This is a genomic window from Pseudomonas sp. NFXW11 (assembly GCF_049887815.1).
Taxonomy (GTDB): domain Bacteria; phylum Pseudomonadota; class Gammaproteobacteria; order Pseudomonadales; family Pseudomonadaceae; genus Aquipseudomonas.
Window position 1 is genome coordinate 255,286 of record NZ_JAGEKI010000005.1, and the last position, 21,295, is coordinate 276,580.

The 21,295-nt window shown below is 65.0% G+C and carries 14 protein-coding genes; 10 read left to right on the forward strand and 4 right to left on the reverse strand.

The genetic code is table 11. The features are described 5' to 3' along the window. The first annotated feature begins 188 nt into the window (after positions 1 to 188). A complete protein-coding gene (locus tag J4P02_RS10670; protein WP_426189856.1) occupies positions 189 to 1,379 on the forward strand; it encodes a benzoate/H(+) symporter BenE family transporter in 1,191 nt (396 codons plus the stop codon). Between the two features lie 175 nt (positions 1,380 to 1,554). On the opposite strand, the gene J4P02_RS10675 is transcribed toward J4P02_RS10670, so the two are convergent. After that, positions 1,555 to 1,899, reverse strand: a complete 345-nt coding sequence (locus J4P02_RS10675; protein WP_426189858.1) for a YggL family protein — start codon at positions 1,897 to 1,899, stop codon at positions 1,555 to 1,557. A 235-nt stretch (positions 1,900 to 2,134) separates the two neighbouring features. Here J4P02_RS10675 and dacB point away from each other — a divergent pair, with 235 nt between their 5' ends. After that, positions 2,135 to 3,595, forward strand: coding sequence for a D-alanyl-D-alanine carboxypeptidase/D-alanyl-D-alanine endopeptidase (dacB, locus tag J4P02_RS10680; RefSeq protein ID WP_426189860.1), 1,461 nt, complete (start codon positions 2,135 to 2,137; stop codon positions 3,593 to 3,595). A 39-nt stretch (positions 3,596 to 3,634) separates the two neighbouring features. Here dacB and J4P02_RS10685 read toward each other — a convergent pair whose 3' ends face one another. Together J4P02_RS10685 and rlmKL are read right to left on the reverse strand one after the other, a co-directional pair. Continuing rightward, positions 3,635 to 6,034 (reverse strand): sensor domain-containing diguanylate cyclase, encoded by a 2,400-nt coding sequence (locus J4P02_RS10685; protein WP_426189862.1) that lies wholly within the window; start codon positions 6,032 to 6,034, stop codon positions 3,635 to 3,637. 136 nt (positions 6,035 to 6,170) lie between these two features. Further along, positions 6,171 to 8,450, reverse strand: a complete 2,280-nt coding sequence (gene rlmKL, locus J4P02_RS10690; RefSeq protein WP_426189864.1) for a bifunctional 23S rRNA (guanine(2069)-N(7))-methyltransferase RlmK/23S rRNA (guanine(2445)-N(2))-methyltransferase RlmL — start codon at positions 8,448 to 8,450, stop codon at positions 6,171 to 6,173. 546 nt (positions 8,451 to 8,996) lie between these two features. Between rlmKL and rmf the strand changes: the two genes are divergently transcribed. Continuing rightward, on the forward strand, positions 8,997 to 9,212 hold the full coding sequence (gene rmf, locus J4P02_RS10695; protein WP_016965693.1) for a ribosome modulation factor: 216 nt from the start codon (positions 8,997 to 8,999) through the stop codon (positions 9,210 to 9,212). Between the two features lie 134 nt (positions 9,213 to 9,346). Here rmf and J4P02_RS10700 read toward each other — a convergent pair whose 3' ends face one another. Continuing rightward, positions 9,347 to 10,366 carry a quinone-dependent dihydroorotate dehydrogenase gene (locus tag J4P02_RS10700; RefSeq protein ID WP_426189866.1) on the reverse strand — a complete coding sequence of 340 codons (1,020 nt, stop codon included), beginning with the start codon at positions 10,364 to 10,366 and terminating at the stop codon, positions 9,347 to 9,349. 228 nt (positions 10,367 to 10,594) lie between these two features. On the opposite strand from J4P02_RS10700, the gene J4P02_RS10705 reads away from it, so the two are divergent. The 7 genes from J4P02_RS10705 to J4P02_RS10735 all read left to right on the forward strand — a co-directional run bounded on the left by J4P02_RS10705 (position 10,595) and on the right by J4P02_RS10735 (position 21,289). Next, positions 10,595 to 11,806: a CmpA/NrtA family ABC transporter substrate-binding protein gene (locus tag J4P02_RS10705; protein WP_426189868.1), complete on the forward strand. Its 1,212-nt coding sequence runs from the start codon at positions 10,595 to 10,597 to the stop codon at positions 11,804 to 11,806. Between the two features lie 15 nt (positions 11,807 to 11,821). After that, entirely contained in the window at positions 11,822 to 12,397 is a 576-nt protein-coding gene (locus tag J4P02_RS10710) for an ANTAR domain-containing response regulator (protein WP_426189870.1), read from the forward strand. A 227-nt stretch (positions 12,398 to 12,624) separates the two neighbouring features. Further along, positions 12,625 to 13,836, forward strand: a complete 1,212-nt coding sequence (locus J4P02_RS10715; RefSeq protein ID WP_426189872.1) for a nitrate/nitrite transporter — start codon at positions 12,625 to 12,627, stop codon at positions 13,834 to 13,836. 7 nt (positions 13,837 to 13,843) lie between these two features. Next, positions 13,844 to 15,511, forward strand: a complete 1,668-nt coding sequence (locus tag J4P02_RS10720) for a protein kinase domain-containing protein (protein WP_426189874.1) — start codon at positions 13,844 to 13,846, stop codon at positions 15,509 to 15,511. A 293-nt stretch (positions 15,512 to 15,804) separates the two neighbouring features. Next, entirely contained in the window at positions 15,805 to 18,258 is a 2,454-nt protein-coding gene (gene nirB, locus J4P02_RS10725) for a nitrite reductase large subunit NirB (RefSeq protein ID WP_426189876.1), read from the forward strand. Further along, on the forward strand, positions 18,255 to 18,572 hold the full coding sequence (gene nirD, locus J4P02_RS10730; protein WP_426189878.1) for a nitrite reductase small subunit NirD: 318 nt from the start codon (positions 18,255 to 18,257) through the stop codon (positions 18,570 to 18,572). The genes nirB and nirD overlap by 4 nt, the downstream gene beginning before the upstream one ends. Further along, positions 18,572 to 21,289: a molybdopterin-dependent oxidoreductase gene (locus J4P02_RS10735; protein WP_426189994.1), complete on the forward strand. Its 2,718-nt coding sequence runs from the start codon at positions 18,572 to 18,574 to the stop codon at positions 21,287 to 21,289. The genes nirD and J4P02_RS10735 overlap by 1 nt, the downstream gene beginning before the upstream one ends. Positions 21,290 to 21,295: the final 6 nt, after the last annotated feature.

The window sequence follows — 21,295 nt, forward strand, 5'->3', positions numbered from 1 at the left end:
TGATGGCCGCTGCAACTCATTCAACGACTGTACGGCTATTTGTAGTCGCGGCTGTATGGCAATGCAAAGTTGCTTTTACGTTTAGGCTTTGTCCCTGAACCCCATTCCCGGCCCATTGCTCGCGCCTGTAGCGAGCGATGTTCTCTGGATGCGGGTTTTATGTCTTTCAAGAACAAGGAATAGCAGTAATGTCCGACGCCACTCCTGCGCAGTTGCGCCCACTGGCCGACACTTCGCCCTCGGCCATAGTGGCCGGCTTCATTGCCATGATGACCGGCTACACCAGCTCCCTGGTGCTGATGTTCCAGGCCGGACAAGCCGCCGGCCTGAGCAGCGGGCAGATTTCCTCGTGGATCTGGGCCCTGTCCATCGGCATGGCGGTCTGCAGCATCGGCCTGTCACTGCGCTATCGCACCCCCATCACCATCGCCTGGTCGACCCCCGGCGCTGCGCTGCTGATCACCAGCTTGTCGGGGGTCAGCTATGGCGAAGCCATTGGCGCCTTTATCACCTGTGCGCTGCTGGTCACCCTGTGCGGGCTCACTGGCAGCTTCGAGCGCCTGGTGAAGAAGATCCCGGCGTCCCTGGCGGCGGCCTTGCTGGCGGGGATCCTGTTCAAGATCGGCAGCGAGATCTTCGTCGCCGCCCAGCATCGCACGGCCCTGGTGCTAGGCATGTTCTTCAGCTACCTGATGGTCAAGCGCCTGTCGCCCCGGTATGCGGTGCTGGCGGCGCTGCTGATCGGCACCGCCCTGTCGGGGTTCATGGGCCTGCTGGACTTCAGCGGCTTCCACCTGGAAATGGCCACCCCGGTCTGGACCACCCCGCACTTCTCCCTGGCAGCCACCATCAGCATCGGCATTCCGCTGTTCGTGGTCGCCATGACCTCGCAGAACATGCCCGGGGTCGCGGTACTGCGAGCCGATGGTTATAAGGTGCCGGCCTCGCCGCTGATCACTGTCACTGGCCTGGCCTCGCTGCTGCTGGCGCCGTTCGGTTCCCATGGCATCAACCTGGCGGCCATCAGCGCGGCGATCTGCACCGGGCCCCACGCCCATGAAGATCATGCCAAGCGCTACACCGCGGCGGTGTGGTGCGGGATTTTCTACGGCATCGCCGGGGTCTTCGGCGCCACCCTGGCCGCGCTGTTCGCCGCGCTGCCCAAGGAACTGGTGCTGTCCATCGCCGCCCTGGCGCTGTTCGGCTCGATCATCAACGGCTTGAGCATCGCCATGAGCGAAGTGAAGGAACGCGAGGCCGCACTGATCACCTTTATGGTGACCGCATCGGGGCTGACGCTGTTTTCCATCGGCTCGGCCTTCTGGGGCATCGTTGCCGGGGTGCTGACCCTGGTGATTCTGAATTGGCGTAGCGCCTGAAGGGCTTCGCTGGCGAGCCAGCGCCTACAGCGGAGGAGCCGGCTGGCCGGCAAATGGCGCCCACGGCATAACCCGGGCAAGCCCGCGGCAGAAGAATAAACAAGGGAAATTCAATAAGCCGCCCAGGGTAGGCAGCAACGCATGAGCGACCCGGACGGGTCGCTCATGCATGACATCACGCGGTCGGGTTGATCGCGTTGTCCGGGTACCAGACGTCCAGCAGCGGGCTGACTTCAACGGTGGTCAGCTCGGTGCGTGCCTTGAGCCAGGCTTCAACGGTGGCACGTTGCTCAGCGCTGACGGAACCGCGCTTGCTCAGGCAAACCAGACCGAAGTCATCGCCGCCGACATAGCCCAGACCATTGGCTTCCATCGCTTCTTTGAGGAATGCGTCGAGGAAAGCGTCGATGGCTTCTTCGGACAGATCTTCTTTGAAATCCAGGTTCAGCTCAAAACCCAGCTCCTGAAATTCATCTACGCAGAGTTTTTTGCGCAGACGGCGGGAACGGTTAGTGGCCATGGAACAATCCTCATAAGTAATAACGGGCGGCACTTTACCAGTTTAGCCAGGCGATTGCCTGACTCTATGAGGACCTGGCCCTGCCATTGGTAAAAAAAATACCGCCCCGGCGCAGCGCCGCACGGCACAAGCCGCTGTGCCTTGGGGCATAATGCCGACACTTTTCAATGTCACTGAGGGATTTTACCTACATGCCCTCACCTTTTTTCCCCTCGACTGCAGGGTTCAATTTCATATGATCAAATCGTTGCGTCCTCTATTGCTTGCCAGTGTTCTCCTGCCCCTGGCATTCCCGACCTCCGCCGCCCCGGTCAACACCACCCTGACGCCCAAGGTGCAACAAGCCCTCAAGGCCAGCAAACTCCCGGACAACGCCCTGTCGCTGGTGATGATTCCCCTGAACGGCCCGGGCACTCCAACCATTTTCAATGCCGATGTCTCGGTCAACCCAGCCTCCACCATGAAGCTGGTGACCACCTACGCCGCCCTGGAAATGCTCGGCCCGACCCATCAGTGGAAAACCGAGTTCTACACCGACGGCACCCTCAGCGGCGGCATTCTCAACGGCAACCTGTACCTCAAGGGCGGCGGCGACCCCAAGCTGAACATGGAGAAGCTCTGGCTGCTGATGCGCGACCTACGGGCCAATGGCGTGCAGCAGGTCACCGGCGACCTGGTGCTGGACCGCAACTTCTTCGTGCAACCGCAACTGCCGGAGTTCAATGACGACGGCAACGACGAGAACAAGCCCTTCCTGGTCAAGCCCGACGCGCTGATGGTCAACCTCAAGGCCTTGCGTTTCGTCGCCCGCAACGACTCGGGCCGAGTGCTGGTGTCGGTGGAGCCGCCGATTGCCAAGATCCGCATCGACAACCAGGTCAAGGCCATCAGCGGCAAGCAGTGCACCGGCGATGTGCGCTACAACCCGGTAACCCAGGCCGACGGCAGCGTGATCGTCACGGTAGGCGGCCAGTTGGGCGATGGTTGCAGCTCCCAGACCTACCTCTCGCTGCTCGATCACGCCACCTACACCGCCGGCGCGGTGCGGGCGATCTGGAGCGAGCTGGGCGGCAGCATCCAGGGCCAGGACCGTCTGGCCGTGGTGCCCAAGGACGCCAAGGTACTGGCCCGGGCCTTCTCCCCGGACCTTGCGGAAATCATCCGCGACATCAACAAATACAGTAACAACACCATGGCCCAGCAGCTGTTCCTGAGCCTGGGCGCCAAGTACCGCAACGAAGCCGATGGCGACGACGCCAAGGCCGCCCAGCGCGTGGTGCGTCAGTGGCTGGCGAAGAAAGGCATCACCGCGCCGCACCTGGTGATGGAGAACGGCTCCGGGCTGTCGCGGGCCGAGCGGGTCAGCGCCCGGGAAATGGCCGGCCTGCTGCAAGCGGCCTGGAAGAGCCCCTATGCCGCCGAGTTCATCAGCTCGATGCCGATCGCCGGCATGGACGGCACCATGCGCAAGCGCCTCAAGCGCACCGCCATGTACGGCGAGGCCCACGTCAAGACCGGCACCCTGAACACCGTGCGCGCCATCGCCGGCTACAGCCGCGACGACAACGGCAACACCTGGGCGGTGGTGGCGATCCTCAACGACCCACGGCCATTCGGCGCCTCCTCGGTGCTGGACCAGGTGCTGCTGGACCTGTATCGCCAGCCCAAGCTGGCCAGCAGCGCAGCCGCTCAATAAGGCTCAGCGCTGGCGGCCGGGGATAACGGCCGCCAGCACTCAGGGCAGTTCCGCCTGCACCCGGTCGCGCCCGGCCTGCTTGGCCGCATAGACCCCTGAGTCGGCCCGCAGCAGCAAGCCATCCGCGCCCTCGCCTTCGCGCCAGCTGGCAATGCCGAAACTGGCGGTGACAGTGCCCACCGGCTCGATCGGTGAACTGCGCAGCCCCTGCCACAGCTCCTGGGCCAGGATCAGCGCCTGCCGGCCGCTGGTGTCCGGGCACAGCACCATGAACTCCTCGCCGCCCAGACGACAGAACACATCGGTACGCCGCAGGCGCCGGCCAATGCGTTCGCACAAGCCGCGCAGCACCTGATCGCCCACCCCGTGCCCATATTGATCGTTGATCCGCTTGAAGTGGTCGATGTCCAGCATGATCACCGCCATCTGCCCGCCACCACGCTCCAGGCGCTGCATTTCCCCCTGCAACTGGTCCTGGAAATAGCGCCGGTTGTGGATACCGGTCAAGGAGTCGGTGACCGACAAGGCCCGCAGTTCCTCCTCCACCCGCTTGAGATCGGAGATATCCGAGATATAGCCGTGCCACAGCACCCCGCCGCCGCTCAGGCTTTCCGGCGTCGCCGCGCCACGCATCCAGCGCAGCCCACGCTGCGGCAGACACACTCGGTATTCCTCGCGCCAGGGGCTGAGCTGTTCAGCGGAAATCCGGATCGACTCGCGCACCCGCTGCACATCCTCGGGATGGATACGCTTGAACACCGCTTCGGCATTGTCTTGCAGCAGCTGCGGCTCGATCTCGTAGATCTCGCGAATGCCGTCGCTGGCGTAGGTGAAACTGGTGTGCCCGTCGGCATCCAGCTTGAACTGGTAGATGCCCCCGGGCACATGGGCGCTGAGTCGCTTCAACAAGCGGTCCCGGGCCGCCAGCGCCTCATGCACGCGCTTGCGTTCGGTGATATCGATGCAGATGGCCAGATGGCCGATCCACAAGCCCTGGTCGTCGAGCACCGGCGTGGCCAGCATATTCACCGGCAGGTGGCTGCCGTCCTGCCGAACCAGCGTCCACTCCCGAGCCTCATGCCCACCGGCCAGGCCTTCTTCCACCAGCATCGCCTGGGCCACTGGAATACTCCGGCCATAGCGCTGGCTGAGGCTCTGCGCCCAGCTTTCCAGCTCTCGGGGCAGGTGCAGGCTTTCCAAGGTCAGGTGCCCCACCACCTCGCTGCTGCGGTAGCCGAGCATCTGTTCGGCGCCGGCATTGAAGGTGCTGATGACCCCACGCAAGTCGGTGGCGATGATCGCCACCTGGGTCGCGGCGTTCAGCACGCTGCGCAGCTGGCTGTGGGTGCCGCGCAGCTCCTGCTCGCGGCTGCGCAGCTCGGCGGTGCGTTGCTCCACCAGCGCCAAGGCCCGTTGCCGCTGGCTCACCAGCACGTAGAGCAAGGCGCTGAGCAACAGGCTGAGCAGGCTGCCGAGCACCACCAGGCTGCCCAGGGAGGAATGGTTGGCATGCAGGAAGGCGGCGCTGGGACGGATCTCCACCTGATAGTCGCGGTCCGCCAGGCGCAGCAGGCGACTCGCCGCCAGATGGCTGCTGATCGGCGGGTTGTTCGACTCATAGAGCACTTCATGCTGGCCCTCGCTGGACAGATCGAGGATGCGCACCGCCAGGTTGTCGCTGGCCGAGACCGGCAAGCCATCGGTCACCAACTGCCGCAGGCTGATCACCGCCAGTACATAACCGTAAGGTTGGGACTGGGGCGACGGATCGTCCTGAGGGCGACGCACCGGTGCCGCCAGCAGCACCCCGCGGGCATAGGCCGGGTCCACCGCCACCAGGTGCACCGGCGGCGACACTGCCAGGCCATTGAGCTGCCGGGCGCGCTCCAGGGTGGCGCGACGCAGCGGCTGGGCCAGCAGGTCATAACCCAGGGGCGAGCCCAGCGGGCTCTGGGTCTGGCTGTAGAGCACCGGCGCGTAGAGGTCATGCTCGCCGGCCACTTCCATCTGGCCAATGGCGTTGAGTTGCATGATGGAAAACCCCGGCTGCCCGGTGGCGCGCACCGCCTGCTCGAAGGCCGGGCGCAGGGCACGGCTCACCAGCGGCGCCCAGGCATAGGCCTGGGTGCGACGCAGCAGGGGCTTGGCATAACCGTCGAAGTCCTGGCGGGACACCTGGTCGGAGTTGACGAAGAAGCGCCGCAGGCCGTCCAGGCGTTGCTCCTGGTCCTGGAAGCGTTCTTCGATGCGGCTATAGCGTTCGCTGGCCAGCAACTGGAAGCGCTGGCGCAGTTGCTGTTTGTTCAGGGTATAGGCCGACCAGGCCAGCAATCCGGTGAGAATGCTACCGGCGAGCAATACCAGCAGGGCCACCAGCCAGGCAGAGACTTCTTCGCTAATGAAACCCAGGATTTTCGGGCGTACCACATGCAACGGCATAAGTAGAGCTCATCACGCCAGCGAGATTGGGTGTCATCCGGACATGAGGAGATTTATAGCCATTAGCCATTAATTTGACCAGCGCTAAACCAGCGCCCAGGCCTGAAATAATCAGGCCTGGGGACTTATCCGGCCATCAGCGTGCGGTGATTTTCCAGGCGCGGTGGATTTTGCCATTACGGGCGAAATCCGGATCGATGGTCTTGGCGGTGATTTCCTCGATCAGGTAGCGCGCGGCGAGGTTTTCATCCAACTGGAACTTGCGGAAGTTGTTGGAGAAATACAGCACGCCGCCCGGGGCCAGGCGCGCCATGGCCAGGTCGAGCAACTGCACCTGGTCGCGCTGCACGTCGAACACCCCTTCCATGCGCTTGGAGTTGGAGAAGGTCGGCGGGTCGATGAAGATCAGGTCGAACTCGTCGCGGCAGGTTTCCAGCCAGGCCATCACATCGCCCTGCTCCAGGCGGTTCTTGTCGGAGAAACCGTTGAGCGAGAGGTTGCGCCGCGCCCAGTCCAGGTAGGTCTTGGACAGGTCGACGCTGGTGGTGCTGCGCGCCCCGCCCTTGGCCGCATGCACACTGGCGGTGGCGGTGTAGCAGAACAGGTTGAGGAAACGCTTGCCTGCCGCCTCTTTCTGGATGCGCATGCGCATTGGCCGGTGATCGAGGAACAGCCCGGTGTCCAGGTAGTCGGTGAGGTTCACCAGCAGCTTGACGCCACCTTCGCGAACTTCGGTGAACTGGCCCTGGGCGCTCTGGCGCTCGTACTGCTTGGTGCCGCTCTGGCGTTCGCGGCGCTTGATCAGCACCCGGCTCTTGTCGACGTTCAGCGCCTGGGGAATGGCCGCCAGGGCATCGAACAGGCGGGCCTGGGCCTTCTCCGGGTCCACCGACTTGGGCGCGGCGTATTCCTGCACATGCACCCAGTCCTGGTACAGGTCGATGGCCAGGGAGTACTCCGGCATGTCGGCGTCATACACCCGGTAGCACTCGACGCCCTCGCGCTTGGCCCATTTGCCCAGCTGCTTGAGGTTCTTCTGCAGGCGGTTGGCGAACATCTGCCCGCCTTCGCTGAGGCGTGCCTGTTCAACCACAGGAGCAGGTGCCGGGGCCGGCTTGATCGGGTTACCATTCTTGTTGTACTGGCGCTCTTGCGGTGCGGCATCGGCCTGGCTTTCAGCCTGGGCCTGAGCCTGCTCGCGCTCGAGCTGGCGCTGTTCCGGGGTGCGCCGTTCGCCGGTGACGAACTGATCCGGCAACACCTTGATCAACAGCAGCTTGCACGGCAGCGCGCCGTTCCAGAAGGCGTACTGCTTATGGCTGCGAATGCCCATGCGCTTGCCCAGGTCCGGGGCGCCGGTGAACACCGCGGCCTCCCAGTTCAGGCAGGCCTGGCGCAGGCGTTCACCGAGGTTCTGGTAGAGGTACAGCAGGCTGGCTTCGTCACCCAGACGCTCGCCGTAGGGCGGGTTGCAGATCACCAGGCCTTTCTGGTTCTGGTCCGGGCGCGGCTCGAACGTGCCCACCTCGCCCTGGTAGATCTTGATCCAGTCGCTCAGGCCTGCGCGCTCGACGTTATTGCGCCCCGGCTGGATCAGCCGCGGATCGGCTTCATAACCGCGAATCCACAACGGCGGCTTGGCCAGGCCGGCCTGGGCCCGGGCCTGGGCTTCGTCATGCAGCTTGCGCCACAGCGCCGGCACGTGGCCGAGCCAGGCGCTGAAGCCCCATTGCTCGCGCTTGAGGTTGGGGGCGATATCGGCGGCGATCATCGCCGCTTCCACCAGGAAGGTGCCCACGCCGCACATCGGGTCGGCCAACGCCCCGCCCTGGGCGGCGATCCGCGGCCAACCGGCACGGATCAATACCGCTGCGGCGAGGTTTTCCTTGAGTGGCGCAGCGCCCTGCTGCAGGCGATAGCCGCGCTGGTGCAGGCTGTGGCCGGACAGGTCCAGGGACAGGATGGCTTCGCCGCGGTCCAGGCGCAGGTGGATGCGCAGGTCCGGGTTGAGCTTGTCTACCGACGGCCGCTCGCCGCTGGGGGTGCGCAGCTTGTCGACAATGGCGTCCTTGACCTTCAAGGCGCCGAAGTGGGTGTTGTCGATACCCGAACCATGGCCGCTGAATTCCACCGCCAGGGTGCCGTCGGCCAGCATATGGTCCTGCCAGTCGACATCCAGCACGCCGTTGTAGAGGTCTTCGGCGTTTTTCATCGGGAAGCGCTTGAGCACCAGCAGCACCCGGTTGGCCAGGCGCGACCACAGGCACAGGCGATAGGCCGTCTCCATGTCGGCCAGGCCGCGTACGGCAGAAGTGTGTTCACGCGCCTCATCAAGGCCAAGCCCGACGGCTTCCTCGATCAGCAGGCCCTCGAGGCCTTTGGGACAGGTGAGGAAGAGTTCGTAACGATCCGACATGGGAATACCAGGGCCTTTGGCAATAAGTGAACGGGCAACGCATTGCCCGCTCGGTTTTCAATCAAGCGCTTTTCTTCAAGAACGCTCGTGTGGCACGAAACTGTGCCGTCCCACCCCGACCAATGCGCTTTTTTGCAGGGCAAAAGAGCTTAGAGGTCGGGACAGATAAAAAAGTCAGGGCAACAAAATGACATAAGTCGACCCTTCGTCGAATAGTAGTTGAGTGCAACCGTTCGACATTCTCACTAAAGCATTAACCTCATCATCTAGTCAGAGGCTTGGCACTGCGGGCCTTGCATGACAAAGCCGATACAGAACCGCTCCCGGCTTATGGCCTGGACAGCATTATCGTTACGTCCTTATGACAAAACGATCATTCACTTGCTGTGACCTATTGGTTAGAACTCAACACAGGTTGGCGCCGCAACGGTGTCAACATCAAGGCTCGCCACGCCGGCAGCGAGCACCAACGGCAGAGACAATCTGCCCGACCTCAGAAGAAGGTCGACGGGACATATGACAGTCAACAAGTGAGGGAAACACCCTATGAGAAGACTAAAGCGTGATCCGTTGGAAAGAGCGTTTCTACGCGGTTATCAGTATGGCGTTAATGGCAAGTCCCGTGAGCTTTGCCCATTTACTCTACCGTCGGTACGCCAAGCCTGGATCAATGGCTGGCGCGAAGGACGCGGCGACAACTGGGACGGTATGACAGGCACTGCGGGCATCCACAGACTCAACGAACTTCGCGCTGTCGGCTGATCAGGGCACATTCCGACACCTAAAACTTGAATAGATGACAACTTAACCACGCACGCCCCATCCGGGCGGCGGGCTTCGGCCCAGGGGCTCCTTCGAGGAGCCCTTTTTTATGCCCGCGTACTGTTCTGCCCCTCTCAGCCCATCGCCGCGATGGCATCCACCGACTCGCGAATCAGCGCCGGGCCCTTGTAGATAAAGCCCGAGTACAGCTGCACCAGGCTGGCACCGGCGGCGATTTTCTCAGCCGCATGCTGACCTTCGGTGATGCCGCCCACGGCAATGATCGGCAAGCGCCCGGCCAGCTCGGCCGCCAGCACCTTGACCGTGTGAGTGCTCTTGTCGCGCACCGGGGCACCGGACAGGCCGCCCGCCTCCTCGCCATGCTCCAGGCCTTCGACGCCTTCGCGGCTGAGGGTAGTGTTAGTAGCGATCACCGCGTCCATGCCGGTTTCCAGCAGGGCCCGGGCCACTTCCTGGGTTTCCTCGTCGCTCATGTCCGGGGCGATCTTGATCGCCAGGGGCACGCGCTTGCCGTGGATCGCGGTAAGTTCCTGCTGGCGCTGGCTCAAGGCCGACAGCAACTGCTTGAGCGAATCGCCGAACTGCAGGCTGCGCAGGCCCGGGGTATTGGGCGAGCTGACGTTGACCGTGACATAGCTGGCATGGGCATAGACCTTGTCCAGGCCGATCAGGTAGTCGTCCACCGCCCGCTCCACCGGGGTATCGAAGTTCTTGCCGATATTGATCCCCAGCACGCCCTTGTATTGCGCGGCCGCAACCCGCGCCAGCAGGTTGTCGACCCCCAGGTTGTTGAAGCCCATGCGGTTGATGATGGCTTGTGCCTCGGGCAGGCGGAAGATTCGCGGCTTGGGATTGCCCGGCTGCGGACGCGGGGTGACGGTGCCGATCTCGACGAAACCGAAGCCCAGCTGGGCGAAGCCGTCGATGGCCGCGCCATTCTTGTCCAGGCCGGCCGCCAGGCCCACCGGGTTGGCAAACTCCAGGCCCATGACCTTGACCGGCAACGGCGCCGGGGCCTTGCACAGCAGACCGTTGAGCCCCAGACGCCCGCCCGCGCCGATCAGGTCCAGGGACAGATCGTGGGAGGTTTCCGGGGAGAGTTTGAACAACAGCTGGCGGGCCAGGGTATACATGGGCGGGGTGAACTCGGTTGGCGGCGAAATTAGGCGCCGATTATAGCCGCGCCCGGGGCTTGCAGGCGAGGCGCAGAATGAAATCCCGGGCTCGCTGGCATATGCCTTGCACCGCTCGCCGCATCAGACCCGGGCCAATGGCGGCCCGGGCCTCAGGACAACGGCGTCGGCATCCGCCCGGGCTCTGCTCGGCAGCGGGTACGACGCTTTTTCATCCAAGGTGCCCCCATGAGCGAACGCCCCCACAACCCCCTGGCCTGGGTCCACGGCAGCGATGCCCCGGAAAAGTCCACGCTCGACCTGGGTTTCATGGCCCTGACCGATTGCGCCTCGCTGGTGGTGGCCGCCACCCAGGGCTTCGCCCAGCCCTACGGCCTGACCCTGAACCTCAAGCGTCAGAGCTCCTGGGCCAGCCTGCGGGACAAGCTGGCCAGCGGTGAACTGGATGCCGCCCACAGCCTCTACGGCCTGATCTACGCCGTGCACCTGGGCATCGGCGGCACCAGCCCCTGCGATATGGCGGTGCTCATGGGCCTGAACCAGAATGGCCAGAGCATCAACCTGTCCCGGGAACTGCAAGCGCTCAAGGTGACCACTCCTGAAGCACTGGACCGTCACGTGCACCAGAGCCGGGCACGGCTGACCTTCGCCCAGACCTTTCCCACCGGCACCCACGCCCTGTGGCTGTACTACTGGCTGGCCAGCCAGGGCATCCACCCGCTGCGGGATGTGGACAGCGTAGTGGTGCCGCCGCCGCAGATGGTCGAGCACCTGCAGGCCGGGCGCATCGACGGTTTCTGTGTCGGCGAACCCTGGAGCGCCAGCGCGGTGCGGCAAGGCCTGGGCTTCACCCTGGCCACCAGCCAGGCGATCTGGCCCGACCACCCGGAGAAGGTCCTGGGCTGCACCCGGGCCTTCGTCGAGCAATACCCCAATAGCGCCCGCGCCCTGGTGATGGCGATCCTCGAAGCCAGCCGCTTTATCGAACAGAGTACGGAAAACCGCCGCAGCACCGCCCGCCTGCTGAGCGCCGCCGACTACCTGGACGCGCCATTGGACTGCATCGAGCCACGGCTGCTGGGGGACTACGACGATGGCCTGGGCAACCGCTGGCAGGACCCCCACGCCCTGCGCTTTCACCAGCAAGGCGCGGTCAACCTGCCCTACCTGTCCGACGGCATGTGGTTCATGACCCAGTTCCGCCGCTGGGGCCTGCTGCGCCAAGACCCGGACTACCTGGGCGTGGCCCGCCAGGTGCAGCAGCTTGAGCTGTATCGCGAAGCGGCCTCGGCCCTGGGTATCGCCGCCTGGGGCCAGGACATGCGCAGCAGCCAGCTGATCGACGGCAAGGTCTGGGATGGCTCGCAACCGGCTGCCTATGCCCGCAGCTTCCACCTGCATGCCCTCAACGACACGCCTTCCCTTGTCGCCCAGCGCTGACCGGAGCCCGCGAACATGCTGCGTATCCTGCTGATCAACGACACGGCGAAGAAAGTCGGCCGGCTCAAGGCTGCCCTCAGCCAGGCCGGTTTCGAGGTGATCGACGAATCCGGCCTGACCATCGACCTGCCAGGCCGCGTCGAAACGGTGCGTCCGGACGTGATCCTGATCGATACCGAGTCACCCGGCCGCGATGTCATGGAACAAGTGGTGCTGGTCAGCCGCGACCAACCCCGGCCCATCGTGATGTTCACCGACGAGCACGACCCCCAGGTAATGCGCCAGGCGATCAAGTCCGGGGTCAGTGCCTACATAGTCGAGGGCATCCAGGTACAGCGCCTGCAAGCGATCCTCGACGTGGCCATGGCGCGCTTTGAAAGCGACCAGGCGCTGCGCGCGCAACTGCAGGCCCGGGACCAGCAACTGGCGGAGCGCAAGCGCATCGAACTGGCCAAGGGCTTGCTGATGAAGATGAAGGACTGTGACGAAGAACAGGCCTACACCCTGATGCGACGCCAGGCCATGAGCAAACAGCAGAAGCTGATCCAGGTGGCGGAACAGATCATCGCCATGCAGGAACTGCTGGGCTGAGCGCGCCGCGGATTGGCGCGGCTCTTGCTATCCCATCCACACCGGTAACCAACGGCGGTTGCCCACCTACGACAAAGACGTCGCGCCCCCTGCTCGCCCACCGCGAGCCGGGTGCCGACGTTTTTTGCGTTTTGGCCCCATTGAACGGGGTCGGTGGCGCGGCCGTGGCGGCGCTCCACCTGCAGGCTCAAGACGATTCCAACGACTCTTATCAGCTGAGGTGCGCGATGAATTCAAGCTTCTGGAAATCCGGCCACACCCCGACCCTGTTCGCGGCCTTCCTGTATTTCGACCTGAGTTTCATGGTCTGGTACCTGTTGGGCCCCCTGGCGGTGCAGATCGCCGCCGACCTGCACCTGAGCACCCAGCAACGCGGGCTGATGGTGGCCACGCCGATCCTCGCCGGGGCAGTGCTGCGCTTCATCATGGGCCTGCTGGCCGATCGACTGACGCCGAAGAGCGCCGGCCTGATCGGCCAGGTGATCGTCATCGGCGCGCTGTTCGGCGCCTGGAAACTGGGCATCCACAGCTATGAACAGGCCCTGCTGCTGGGGCTGTTCTTGGGCATGGCCGGGGCCTCCTTCGCCGTGGCCCTGCCCCTGGCCTCGCAGTGGTACCCGCCACAGCACCAGGGCAAGGCCATGGGCATCGCCGGGGCCGGCAACTCCGGCACCGTGTTCGCGGCCCTGATTGCCCCGCTGCTGGCGGCGGCCTATGGCTGGAGCAATGTGTTCGGCTTCGCCCTGATCCCCTTGCTGCTGACCCTGGCGCTGTTCGCCTGGCTGGCGCGCAACGCGCCCGAACGCCCGCGCGCCAAATCCATGGGCGACTACTTCAAGGCCCTGGGGGACCGGGACAGCTGGTGGTTCATGTTCTTCTACAGCGTGACCTTCGGCGGCTTCATCGGCCTGGCCAGCGCCCTGCCCGGCTACTTCAACGACCAGTACGGCCTGAGCCCGGTGACTGCCGGCTACTACACCGCCGCCTGCGTCTTCGGTGGCAGCCTGATGCGCCCCCTGGGCGGCGCCCTGGCGGACCGTTTCGGCGGTATCCGCACCCTGCTGGCGATGTACAGCGTGGCGGTGCTGTGCATCGCCATCGTGGGTTTCAACCTGCCCAGTTCCTACGCCGCCCTGGCCCTGTTCGTGTGCACCATGCTGGGCCTGGGTGCCGGCAATGGTGCGGTATTCCAGCTGGTGCCCCAGCGCTTTCGCCGGGAAATCGGGGTGATGACCGGGCTGATCGGCATGGCCGGCGGCATCGGCGGCTTTGCCCTGGCCGCGGGCATGGGCGCAATCAAGCAGAGCACCGGCAGCTATCAACTGGCGCTGTGGTTGTTCGCCAGCCTCGGGGTGCTCGCCTGGTTCGGCCTGCATGGGGTCAAGCGTCGCTGGAGAACCACCTGGGGCTCGGCGGCCGTGACTGCGGCACGGGTCTGAGCGCGTTATGGGTCTGCAACTGAGCCACGCCCAGGCCAGCGCCATCGGGCCACGGAGCGAGAACCAGGACGCCCTGCGCCGGGTCACCCCGGTGCCGGAGCTGGCGGCGAGCAAGGGCCTGCTGTTCGCCATCGCCGACGGCGTCAGCCAATGCGCCGATGGCGGCCTGGCTGCACGCTCGAGCTTGCAGGCGCTGGCCCTGGACTACTACGCCACCCCGGAAACCTGGGCCGTGGCCGAAGCCCTGGAACGCCTGTTGGTGGCACAGAACCGCTGGCTGCAGGCCAACGGCGGCGGCCAGCCCCTGCTCACCACCCTCAGTGCCCTGGTGCTGCGCGGGCGGCGCTTCACCCTGGCCCATGTCGGCGACTGCCGGGTCTATCGCTGGCACCTGGGGCAGTTGCAACGCATCAGCGAGGACCACGTCTGGGAGCAACCGGGCATGCAGCACGTACTCAAGCGCGCCCTGGGCCTGGACCAGCACCTGATCGTGGACTTCCTCGACGGCGAACTGCGCCAGGGCGAAAGCTTCCTGCTGCTCAGCGACGGGGTCTGGGCCACCCTGGGCGACAGCGCCATCGCCGCCATCCTGCGGGACCAGCCTGAGCCGGACAGCGCGGTCAACACCCTGGTCAGCGCGGCGCACCTGGCCGGCAGCCAGGACAACGCCAGCGCGTTGCTGGTACGGGTCGAGCAACTGGGCGAAGAAAGCATCGGCGATGCCCTGCTGCACCTGCAGCAGTGGCCCTTGCCGCCGCCCCTCAAGCCCGGGCAACGCTTCGAGGGCTGGCAGGTGGAGGCGCTGGTCAGCCACAGCCAGCAATCCCTGCTGTACCGGGTACGCGATGAACAGCAACAGGCCTGGCTGCTGAAAACCCTGCCCGAAAACCTGCGTGACGACTTGCCCGCCTGCCAGGCGCTGCTCTCCGAGGAATGGCTGCTGCGGCGCATCGCCGGCCGGCACTTTCCCCAGGTCCATGGCGGCAGCGGGCGCCAGTACCTGTATTACCTGATGCGCGAATACCCCGGCCGGACCCTGGCGCAACTCTTCCAGGCCCAGGGCCCGCTGCCCCTGGACCAGTGGCAGAGCCTCGCCGAGCGCCTGCTGCGGGCCATCGGCCTGCTGCATCGGCGGCAAATCCTGCACCGCGACCTCAAGCCGGAAAACCTGCTGCTGGGGGACGACGGCGAACTGCGGGTGCTGGATTTCGGCCTGGCCTACTGCCCCGGGTTGTCGGCGGACCCTTCGCACCTGCTGCCCGGCACCCCGAGCTTTATCGCGCCGGAAGCCTACAACGGCGAGCCCCCGAGCCCTCAACAGGATCTCTATGCGGTGGGCGTGAGCCTGTATTTCCTGCTTACCGGGCACTACCCCCACGGCGAGATCGAAGCCTTCCAGCGCCCGCGCTTCGGCGTGCCGGCCAGCCCCGGACACTATCGCCCGGACCTGCCGGAATGGCTGGAACAGAGCCTGGAATGCGCACTCGACAGCAACCCGGCACAACGCTATGAAACCGCCGAGCAATGGCTGCTGGTGCTGGAACAGGGCGAGCGCCGCAGCCTCAGCACCCGGCCACGGCCCTTGCTGGAGCGCGAACCGCTGAAGACTTGGCGCGGCCTGGCCCTGGCGGCGCTGTTGCTCAACCTGGTGCTGCTGGTACTGCTGCTGCGTTGAATACGGCGCCGAAAAAGTGCGGCCTGCCTTGAATCGGTGCAACACGCAGTGCCTGGGCCGCGAAATCACCCGGCAAAGCCCACTGAAACCAGGGTTCGGGCAACTTGGCACAAGCGCTGCATTGTTTCCTGCAACAGACATCAAGCCTGGCCTTCAACGACGAAGACAGGCTTCCCGAGAGAACGGGATCGGACAAAGGCGTCCTCGTCAGGCCACTGACGGGACGCCTTTTTTGTTTGCATGAATTTTGTCGAGCCAGGCCTCACTGCCGCGCCTGGACTCCGGAGAAGCCCATGAAGAAACTCAAGCTGGTGATGATCGGCAACGGTATGGCCGGGGTCCGCACCCTGGAAGAGCTGCTCAAGCTCAGCAGCGACCTGTACGACATCACGGTCTTCGGCGCCGAGCCCCACACCAACTACAACCGCATCCTGCTGTCGCCAGTGCTGGCCGGCGAGCAGACCTTCGAGGACATCGTCCTCAACGACCTGGACTGGTACCTGGACCACGACATCAAGCTGCTGCTCAACCGCAAGGTGGTGGAGATCGACCGCATCCGCCGCCGGGTGATCGCCGAGGATGGCAGCGAAGCCGAGTACGACCGCCTGCTGATCGCCACCGGCTCCACACCCTTTATCCTGCCGATTCCCGGCAAGGACCTGCAGGGCGTGATCGGCTACCGCGATATCGCCGACACCCAGGTGATGATCGACACCGCCAAGACCCACACGCACGCGGTGGTGATCGGCGGCGGCCTGCTGGGCCTGGAAGCCGCCAACGGCCTCAAGCTGCGAGGCATGGACGTGACCGTGGTGCACCTGGGGGAATGGCTGCTGGAGCGGCAGCTGGACCAGACCAGCGGCCAGTTGTTGCAAAGCGCCCTGGAAAGCCGCGGGCTGAAGTTTCGCCTCAGCGAACAGACCCAGGCCCTGATCGATGCCGGCAATGGCCGGGTCGGCTCGGTGCAGTTCAAGAATGGCGAGATCATTCCTGCCGACCTGGTGGTGATGGCCGCCGGCATCCGCCCCAACACCGAACTGGCGGAACGCGCCGGCCTGCCCTGCAACCGCGGCATCCTGGTCAACGACACCCTGCAGACCTATGACCCGCGCATCTACGCCATCGGCGAATGCGCCAGCCACCGGGGCATCGCCTACGGCCTGGTGGCGCCGCTGTTCGAGCAGGCCAAGGTCTGCGCCAACCACCTGGCCCAGCTGGGCTTCGCCCGCTACCAGGGCTCGGTGACTTCGACCAAATTGAAGGTCACCGGCATCGATCTGTTTTCCGCCGGCGATTTCATGGGCGGCGACGGCACCGAGACCATCACCCTCGCCGACCCGATCGGCGGGGTGTACAAGAAGCTGGTGATCAAGGACGACGTGCTGGTGGGGGCCTGCCTGTACGGCGACACCGCAGACGGCGGCTGGTACTTCCGGCAGATCCGCGAACAGCACGGCATTGGTGAAATCCGCGATCACCTGATGTTCGGCGAACAGGCCCTGGGGGATGTCGGCCACCAGGGCCAGGACAAGGCCATGAGCATGGCCGACAGCGCCGAAGTCTGCGGCTGCAACGGCGTGTGCAAGGGCACCATCGTCAAGGCCATCCAGGAACAGGGGCTGTTCAGCGTCGACGAGGTCAAGAAACACACCAAGGCCGCCAGCTCCTGCGGTTCCTGCGCCGGCCTGGTGGAGCAGATCCTGATCAACACCGTGGGCGGCGCGGCGGACGTCAAGCCGAAAAGCGAAAAGGCCATCTGCGCCTGCAGCGACCTGAACCACGGACAGATCCGCCAGGCAATCCGCGAGCAGCACCTGCTGACCATCTCCGGCGCCATGAGCTACCTCAACTGGCGCACCCCCAACGGCTGCGCCACCTGCCGCCCGGCGCTGAACTACTACCTGATTTCCACCTGGCCCGGAGAGGCCAAGGACGACCCGCAGTCGCGGCTGATCAACGAACGGGCCCACGCCAATATCCAGAAGGACGGCACTTATTCGGTGGTGCCGCGGATGTGGGGCGGGGTGACCAACCCCTCGGAGCTGCGGCGCATCGCCGATGTCGCCGACAAGTACCAGGTGCCCATGGTCAAGGTCACCGGCGGCCAGCGCATCGACCTGCTGGGCATTCGCAAGGAAGACCTGCCCGGGGTCTGGAAGGACCTGGACATGCCCTCCGGCCACGCCTACGGCAAGTCCATCCGCACCGTGAAGACCTGCGTCGGCAGCGAGTTCTGCCGCTTCGGCACACAGAACTCCACCCAGCTGGGCATCGACCTGGAACATGACCTGTTCAATATGTGGTCGCCGCACAAGGTCAAGCTGGCGGTCTCCGGCTGCCCGCGCAACTGCTCGGAAGCCGGGATCAAGGACGTCGGCATCATCGGCGTGGATTCCGGCTGGGAGATGTACATCGGCGGCAACGGCGGGATCAAGACCGAGGTCGCCGAGTTCTTCGTCAAGCTCAAGACCGCCGAAGAGGTGCGCGAATACAACGGTGCCTTCCTGCAGCTGTACCGCGAGGAAGCCTTCTACCTCGAACGTACCGTGCACTACCTGCAACGGGTGGGCATGGAGCATGTGAAAAAGGCCGTGCTGGAAGACCCGGAACGCCGTCGCGCACTGAACCAGCGCCTGCAGTTCTCCCTGTCCTTCGAGCAGGACCCGTGGCAGGAACGCCTGGCCCAACCGCAACTGAAAAAGGAATTCGAGCCCATTGCCGTGAAGCAACTGGAGGTGTCGGCATGAACTGGCTGGATATCTGCGCCCTGGAGGAAATCAACACCCTGGGCTCGCGCATCATCAAGGGCCCCAAGGGCGATATCGCGATCTTCCGCACCAGCGATGACCAGGTCTTCGCCCTCGACGACCGCTGCCCGCACAAGGGCGGGCCGCTGTCCCAGGGGCTGATCTACGGCAAACGAGTGGCCTGCCCGCTGCACAACTGGCAGATCGATTTGCAGTCCGGCGAAGCCCAAGCCCCGGACAGCGGCTGCGCCCACCATCACCCGGCGCGGGTGGAAAGTGGCCGGGTGCAGCTGGCCCTGCGGGATGCCGGATGATGGAGCGCCAGAGCACGGCCTCCACCTGTTGCTACTGCGGGGTCGGCTGCGGCGTGCTGATCGAGCATGACGGCCGGCAGATCCTCGGGGTCAGTGGCGACCCGACGCACCCGGCCAACTTCGGCCGGCTGTGCAGCAAGGGCGCCAGCCTGCACCTCACCGGCGACCCCGAGGCCCGCGCCCTGTACCCGGAACTGCGCTTGGGCAAACAGCTGGCCCGCAGCCGCTGTGACTGGGACAGCGCCCTGGAGCATGCCGCGGGGGTGTTTGCCCGGACCATCGCCGAACACGGCCCGGACAGCGTGGCGTTCTATATTTCCGGGCAGTTGCTGACCGAGGACTACTACGCCTTCAACAAGCTGGCCCGGGCCCTGGTGGGCAGCAACAACATCGACAGCAATTCGCGGCTGTGCATGTCCTCGGCGGTGGTGGGCTACAAGCGCAGCCTGGGGGCCGATGCTCCGCCCTGCAACTATGAGGACCTGGAGCAGAGCGACTGCGTGATGATCGTCGGCAGTAACATGGCCTACGCCCATCCGGTGCTGTTTCGTCGCCTGGAACAGGCCAAGAGCCTGCGTCCGCAGATGAAGGTCATAGTGATAGACCCCCGTCGCACCGACAGCTGCGACCTGGCCGACCTGCACCTGGCAATCCTCCCCGGCACCGATGTCGCGCTGTTCCATGGAATCCTCCATGTGCTGCTGTGGGAAGACTGGATCGACCGGGACTTCATCCGCGAACACACCCAAGGCCTGGCGCAATTGAAGGCGCTGGTGCGTGACTACAGCCCGCCGCTGGTGGCGCAGATGTGCGGTATCAGCGTCGAGCAGTTGCAGCAGTGTGCAGAGTGGATCGGCACTACACCGAGCTTTCTGTCGCTGTGGTGCATGGGCCTGAACCAGTCCACTGCCGGCAGCGCGAAAAACAGCGCGCTGATCAACCTGCACCTGGCCACCGGGCAGATCGGCCGCCCTGGTGCCGGGCCTTTCTCCCTGACCGGTCAGCCCAATGCCATGGGCGGTCGCGAAACCGGCAGCCTGAGCAACCTGCTGCCCGGGCATCGAGAGGTGGCCAACCCTCAGCATCGCGCCGAAGTCGCCGCCTACTGGGGCGTCGAGCAACTGCCGGCCAACCAGGGCTTGAGCGCCATCGAGCTGTTCGAGCAGGTGCACAGCGGCCGAATCAAGGCCCTGTGGATCGCCTGCACCAATCCGGCGCAATCCCTGCCGGACCAGAATCGTGTGCAAGCCGCGCTGCAGAACTGCCCGTTCGTGGTGCTGCAGGAGGCCTTCGCCAACACCGAAACCGCGGCCTTCGCCGATCTGCTGCTGCCGGCCGCCAGTTGGGGCGAGAAGGAAGGCTCGGTGACCAACTCCGAACGACGGATTTCCCACGTACGCCAGGCGGTTAGCGCTCCCGGGGAGGCCAGGCCGGACTGGGCGATTACCGTGGACTTCGCCCAGCGCCTGGAACGCCATCTGCGCCCGGGCCAGCCCAGCCTGTTTGACTTCAGCAGCGCCGCCCAGCTGTTCGATGAATACAAAGAGCTGACCCAAGGTCGCGACCTGGACCTGTCGGGCCTCAGCCATGCCCTGATCGATCGCCTGGGCCCGCAGCAATGGCCCTTCCCCAAAGGCGCCACCCAAGGCACGCCACGCCTGTATGGCGACGGCCTGTTCCCCACCGACAACGGCCGGGCGCGCTTTATCAGCGACCCCTATGTGGCCGCCAAGGAACAGCGTGATGCACGTTTTCCCCTGACCCTGATCACCGGCCGGCTGCGGGACCAGTGGCATGGCATGAGCCGAACAGGAACGGCGGCGCAGTTGTTTGGCCATGTGGGTGAGGCGCTGCTGAGCCTGCATCCGGACGAACTGCGGCGCCAGCGACTGCGGGACGGCGATCTGGTGAGCCTGAAAAGCCGCCGGGGCAGCCTGATAGTCGCCGTGGCCGGCGATGACAGCGTGCGCCCCGGCCAGGCCTTCCTGCCCATGCACTGGGGCGATCGCTTTCTCAAGGGCGGGGTCAATGCGCTGACCCAGCCTGCCTTCGACCCGTTGTCCAAGCAGCCCGAACTCAAGCACAGCGGGGTGCGCCTGGAGCCGGTGCAACTGCCCTGGCATCTGTTCGCGCTGATCGAGGGCGATGTGCAGGCGCACTTTCGTGTGCTGCGCCCCCTGTGTGAAGCCTTTGCCTATGTCAGCTTCGGCCTGACCGGCCGCGAACGCCCGGCCCTGGTGATTCGCGCCGCCCACCAGCAAGCACCGGCGGCGACATTGCTCAAGGCCATCGACCAGCAACTGGGCCTCGACGGCGGACCGGTGCTGGCCTACGACGACCCACGGCGTGCCATCGGCAAGCGTGTACGCATCGAACAGGGACGCATCACCAGCATCCGCCTGGCTGGAGAAACCCTGGCCCAGCACTGGTTGCAGGAACTCTGGCGCGAAGGCCGCGCCGACCAGCAACTGCGGCGCTGGCTGCTGGCGCCGCTAAGTACCCCGCCAGGGGCCGCCAGCCAGGACGGCACCCAGGATCGCACTCTGTGCAACTGCAAGAACCTCAGCTACCGCGCGGTTTGCGCCGGTATCGCCGAGGGCTTGGACCTCGATCAACTGAAACAGCAACTGGGTTGCGGCAGCCAATGTGGCTCTTGCGTGCCGGAGATCAAGCGCCTGCTGGCGGCTCCACGGCACCCTGTCGCCGCTACCCCATGAGGAGAA

Excerpts from the sequence above, each read along its gene's own strand:
- J4P02_RS10670 (WP_426189856.1), top strand. The coding sequence starts at position 189 with ATGTCCGACGCCACTCCTGCGCAGTTGCGCCCACTGGCCGACACTTCG.
- J4P02_RS10675 (WP_426189858.1), bottom strand. The coding sequence starts at position 1,899 with ATGGCCACTAACCGTTCCCGCCGTCTGCGCAAAAAACTCTGCGTAGAT.
- dacB (WP_426189860.1), top strand. The coding sequence starts at position 2,135 with ATGATCAAATCGTTGCGTCCTCTATTGCTTGCCAGTGTTCTCCTGCCC.
- J4P02_RS10685 (WP_426189862.1), bottom strand. The coding sequence starts at position 6,034 with ATGCCGTTGCATGTGGTACGCCCGAAAATCCTGGGTTTCATTAGCGAA.
- rlmKL (WP_426189864.1), bottom strand. The coding sequence starts at position 8,450 with ATGTCGGATCGTTACGAACTCTTCCTCACCTGTCCCAAAGGCCTCGAG.
- rmf (WP_016965693.1), top strand. The coding sequence starts at position 8,997 with ATGAGAAGACTAAAGCGTGATCCGTTGGAAAGAGCGTTTCTACGCGGT.
- J4P02_RS10700 (WP_426189866.1), bottom strand. The coding sequence starts at position 10,366 with ATGTATACCCTGGCCCGCCAGCTGTTGTTCAAACTCTCCCCGGAAACC.
- J4P02_RS10705 (WP_426189868.1), top strand. The coding sequence starts at position 10,595 with ATGAGCGAACGCCCCCACAACCCCCTGGCCTGGGTCCACGGCAGCGAT.
- J4P02_RS10710 (WP_426189870.1), top strand. The coding sequence starts at position 11,822 with ATGCTGCGTATCCTGCTGATCAACGACACGGCGAAGAAAGTCGGCCGG.
- J4P02_RS10715 (WP_426189872.1), top strand. The coding sequence starts at position 12,625 with ATGAATTCAAGCTTCTGGAAATCCGGCCACACCCCGACCCTGTTCGCG.
- J4P02_RS10720 (WP_426189874.1), top strand. The coding sequence starts at position 13,844 with ATGGGTCTGCAACTGAGCCACGCCCAGGCCAGCGCCATCGGGCCACGG.
- nirB (WP_426189876.1), top strand. The coding sequence starts at position 15,805 with ATGAAGAAACTCAAGCTGGTGATGATCGGCAACGGTATGGCCGGGGTC.
- nirD (WP_426189878.1), top strand. The coding sequence starts at position 18,255 with ATGAACTGGCTGGATATCTGCGCCCTGGAGGAAATCAACACCCTGGGC.
- J4P02_RS10735 (WP_426189994.1), top strand. The coding sequence starts at position 18,572 with ATGGAGCGCCAGAGCACGGCCTCCACCTGTTGCTACTGCGGGGTCGGC.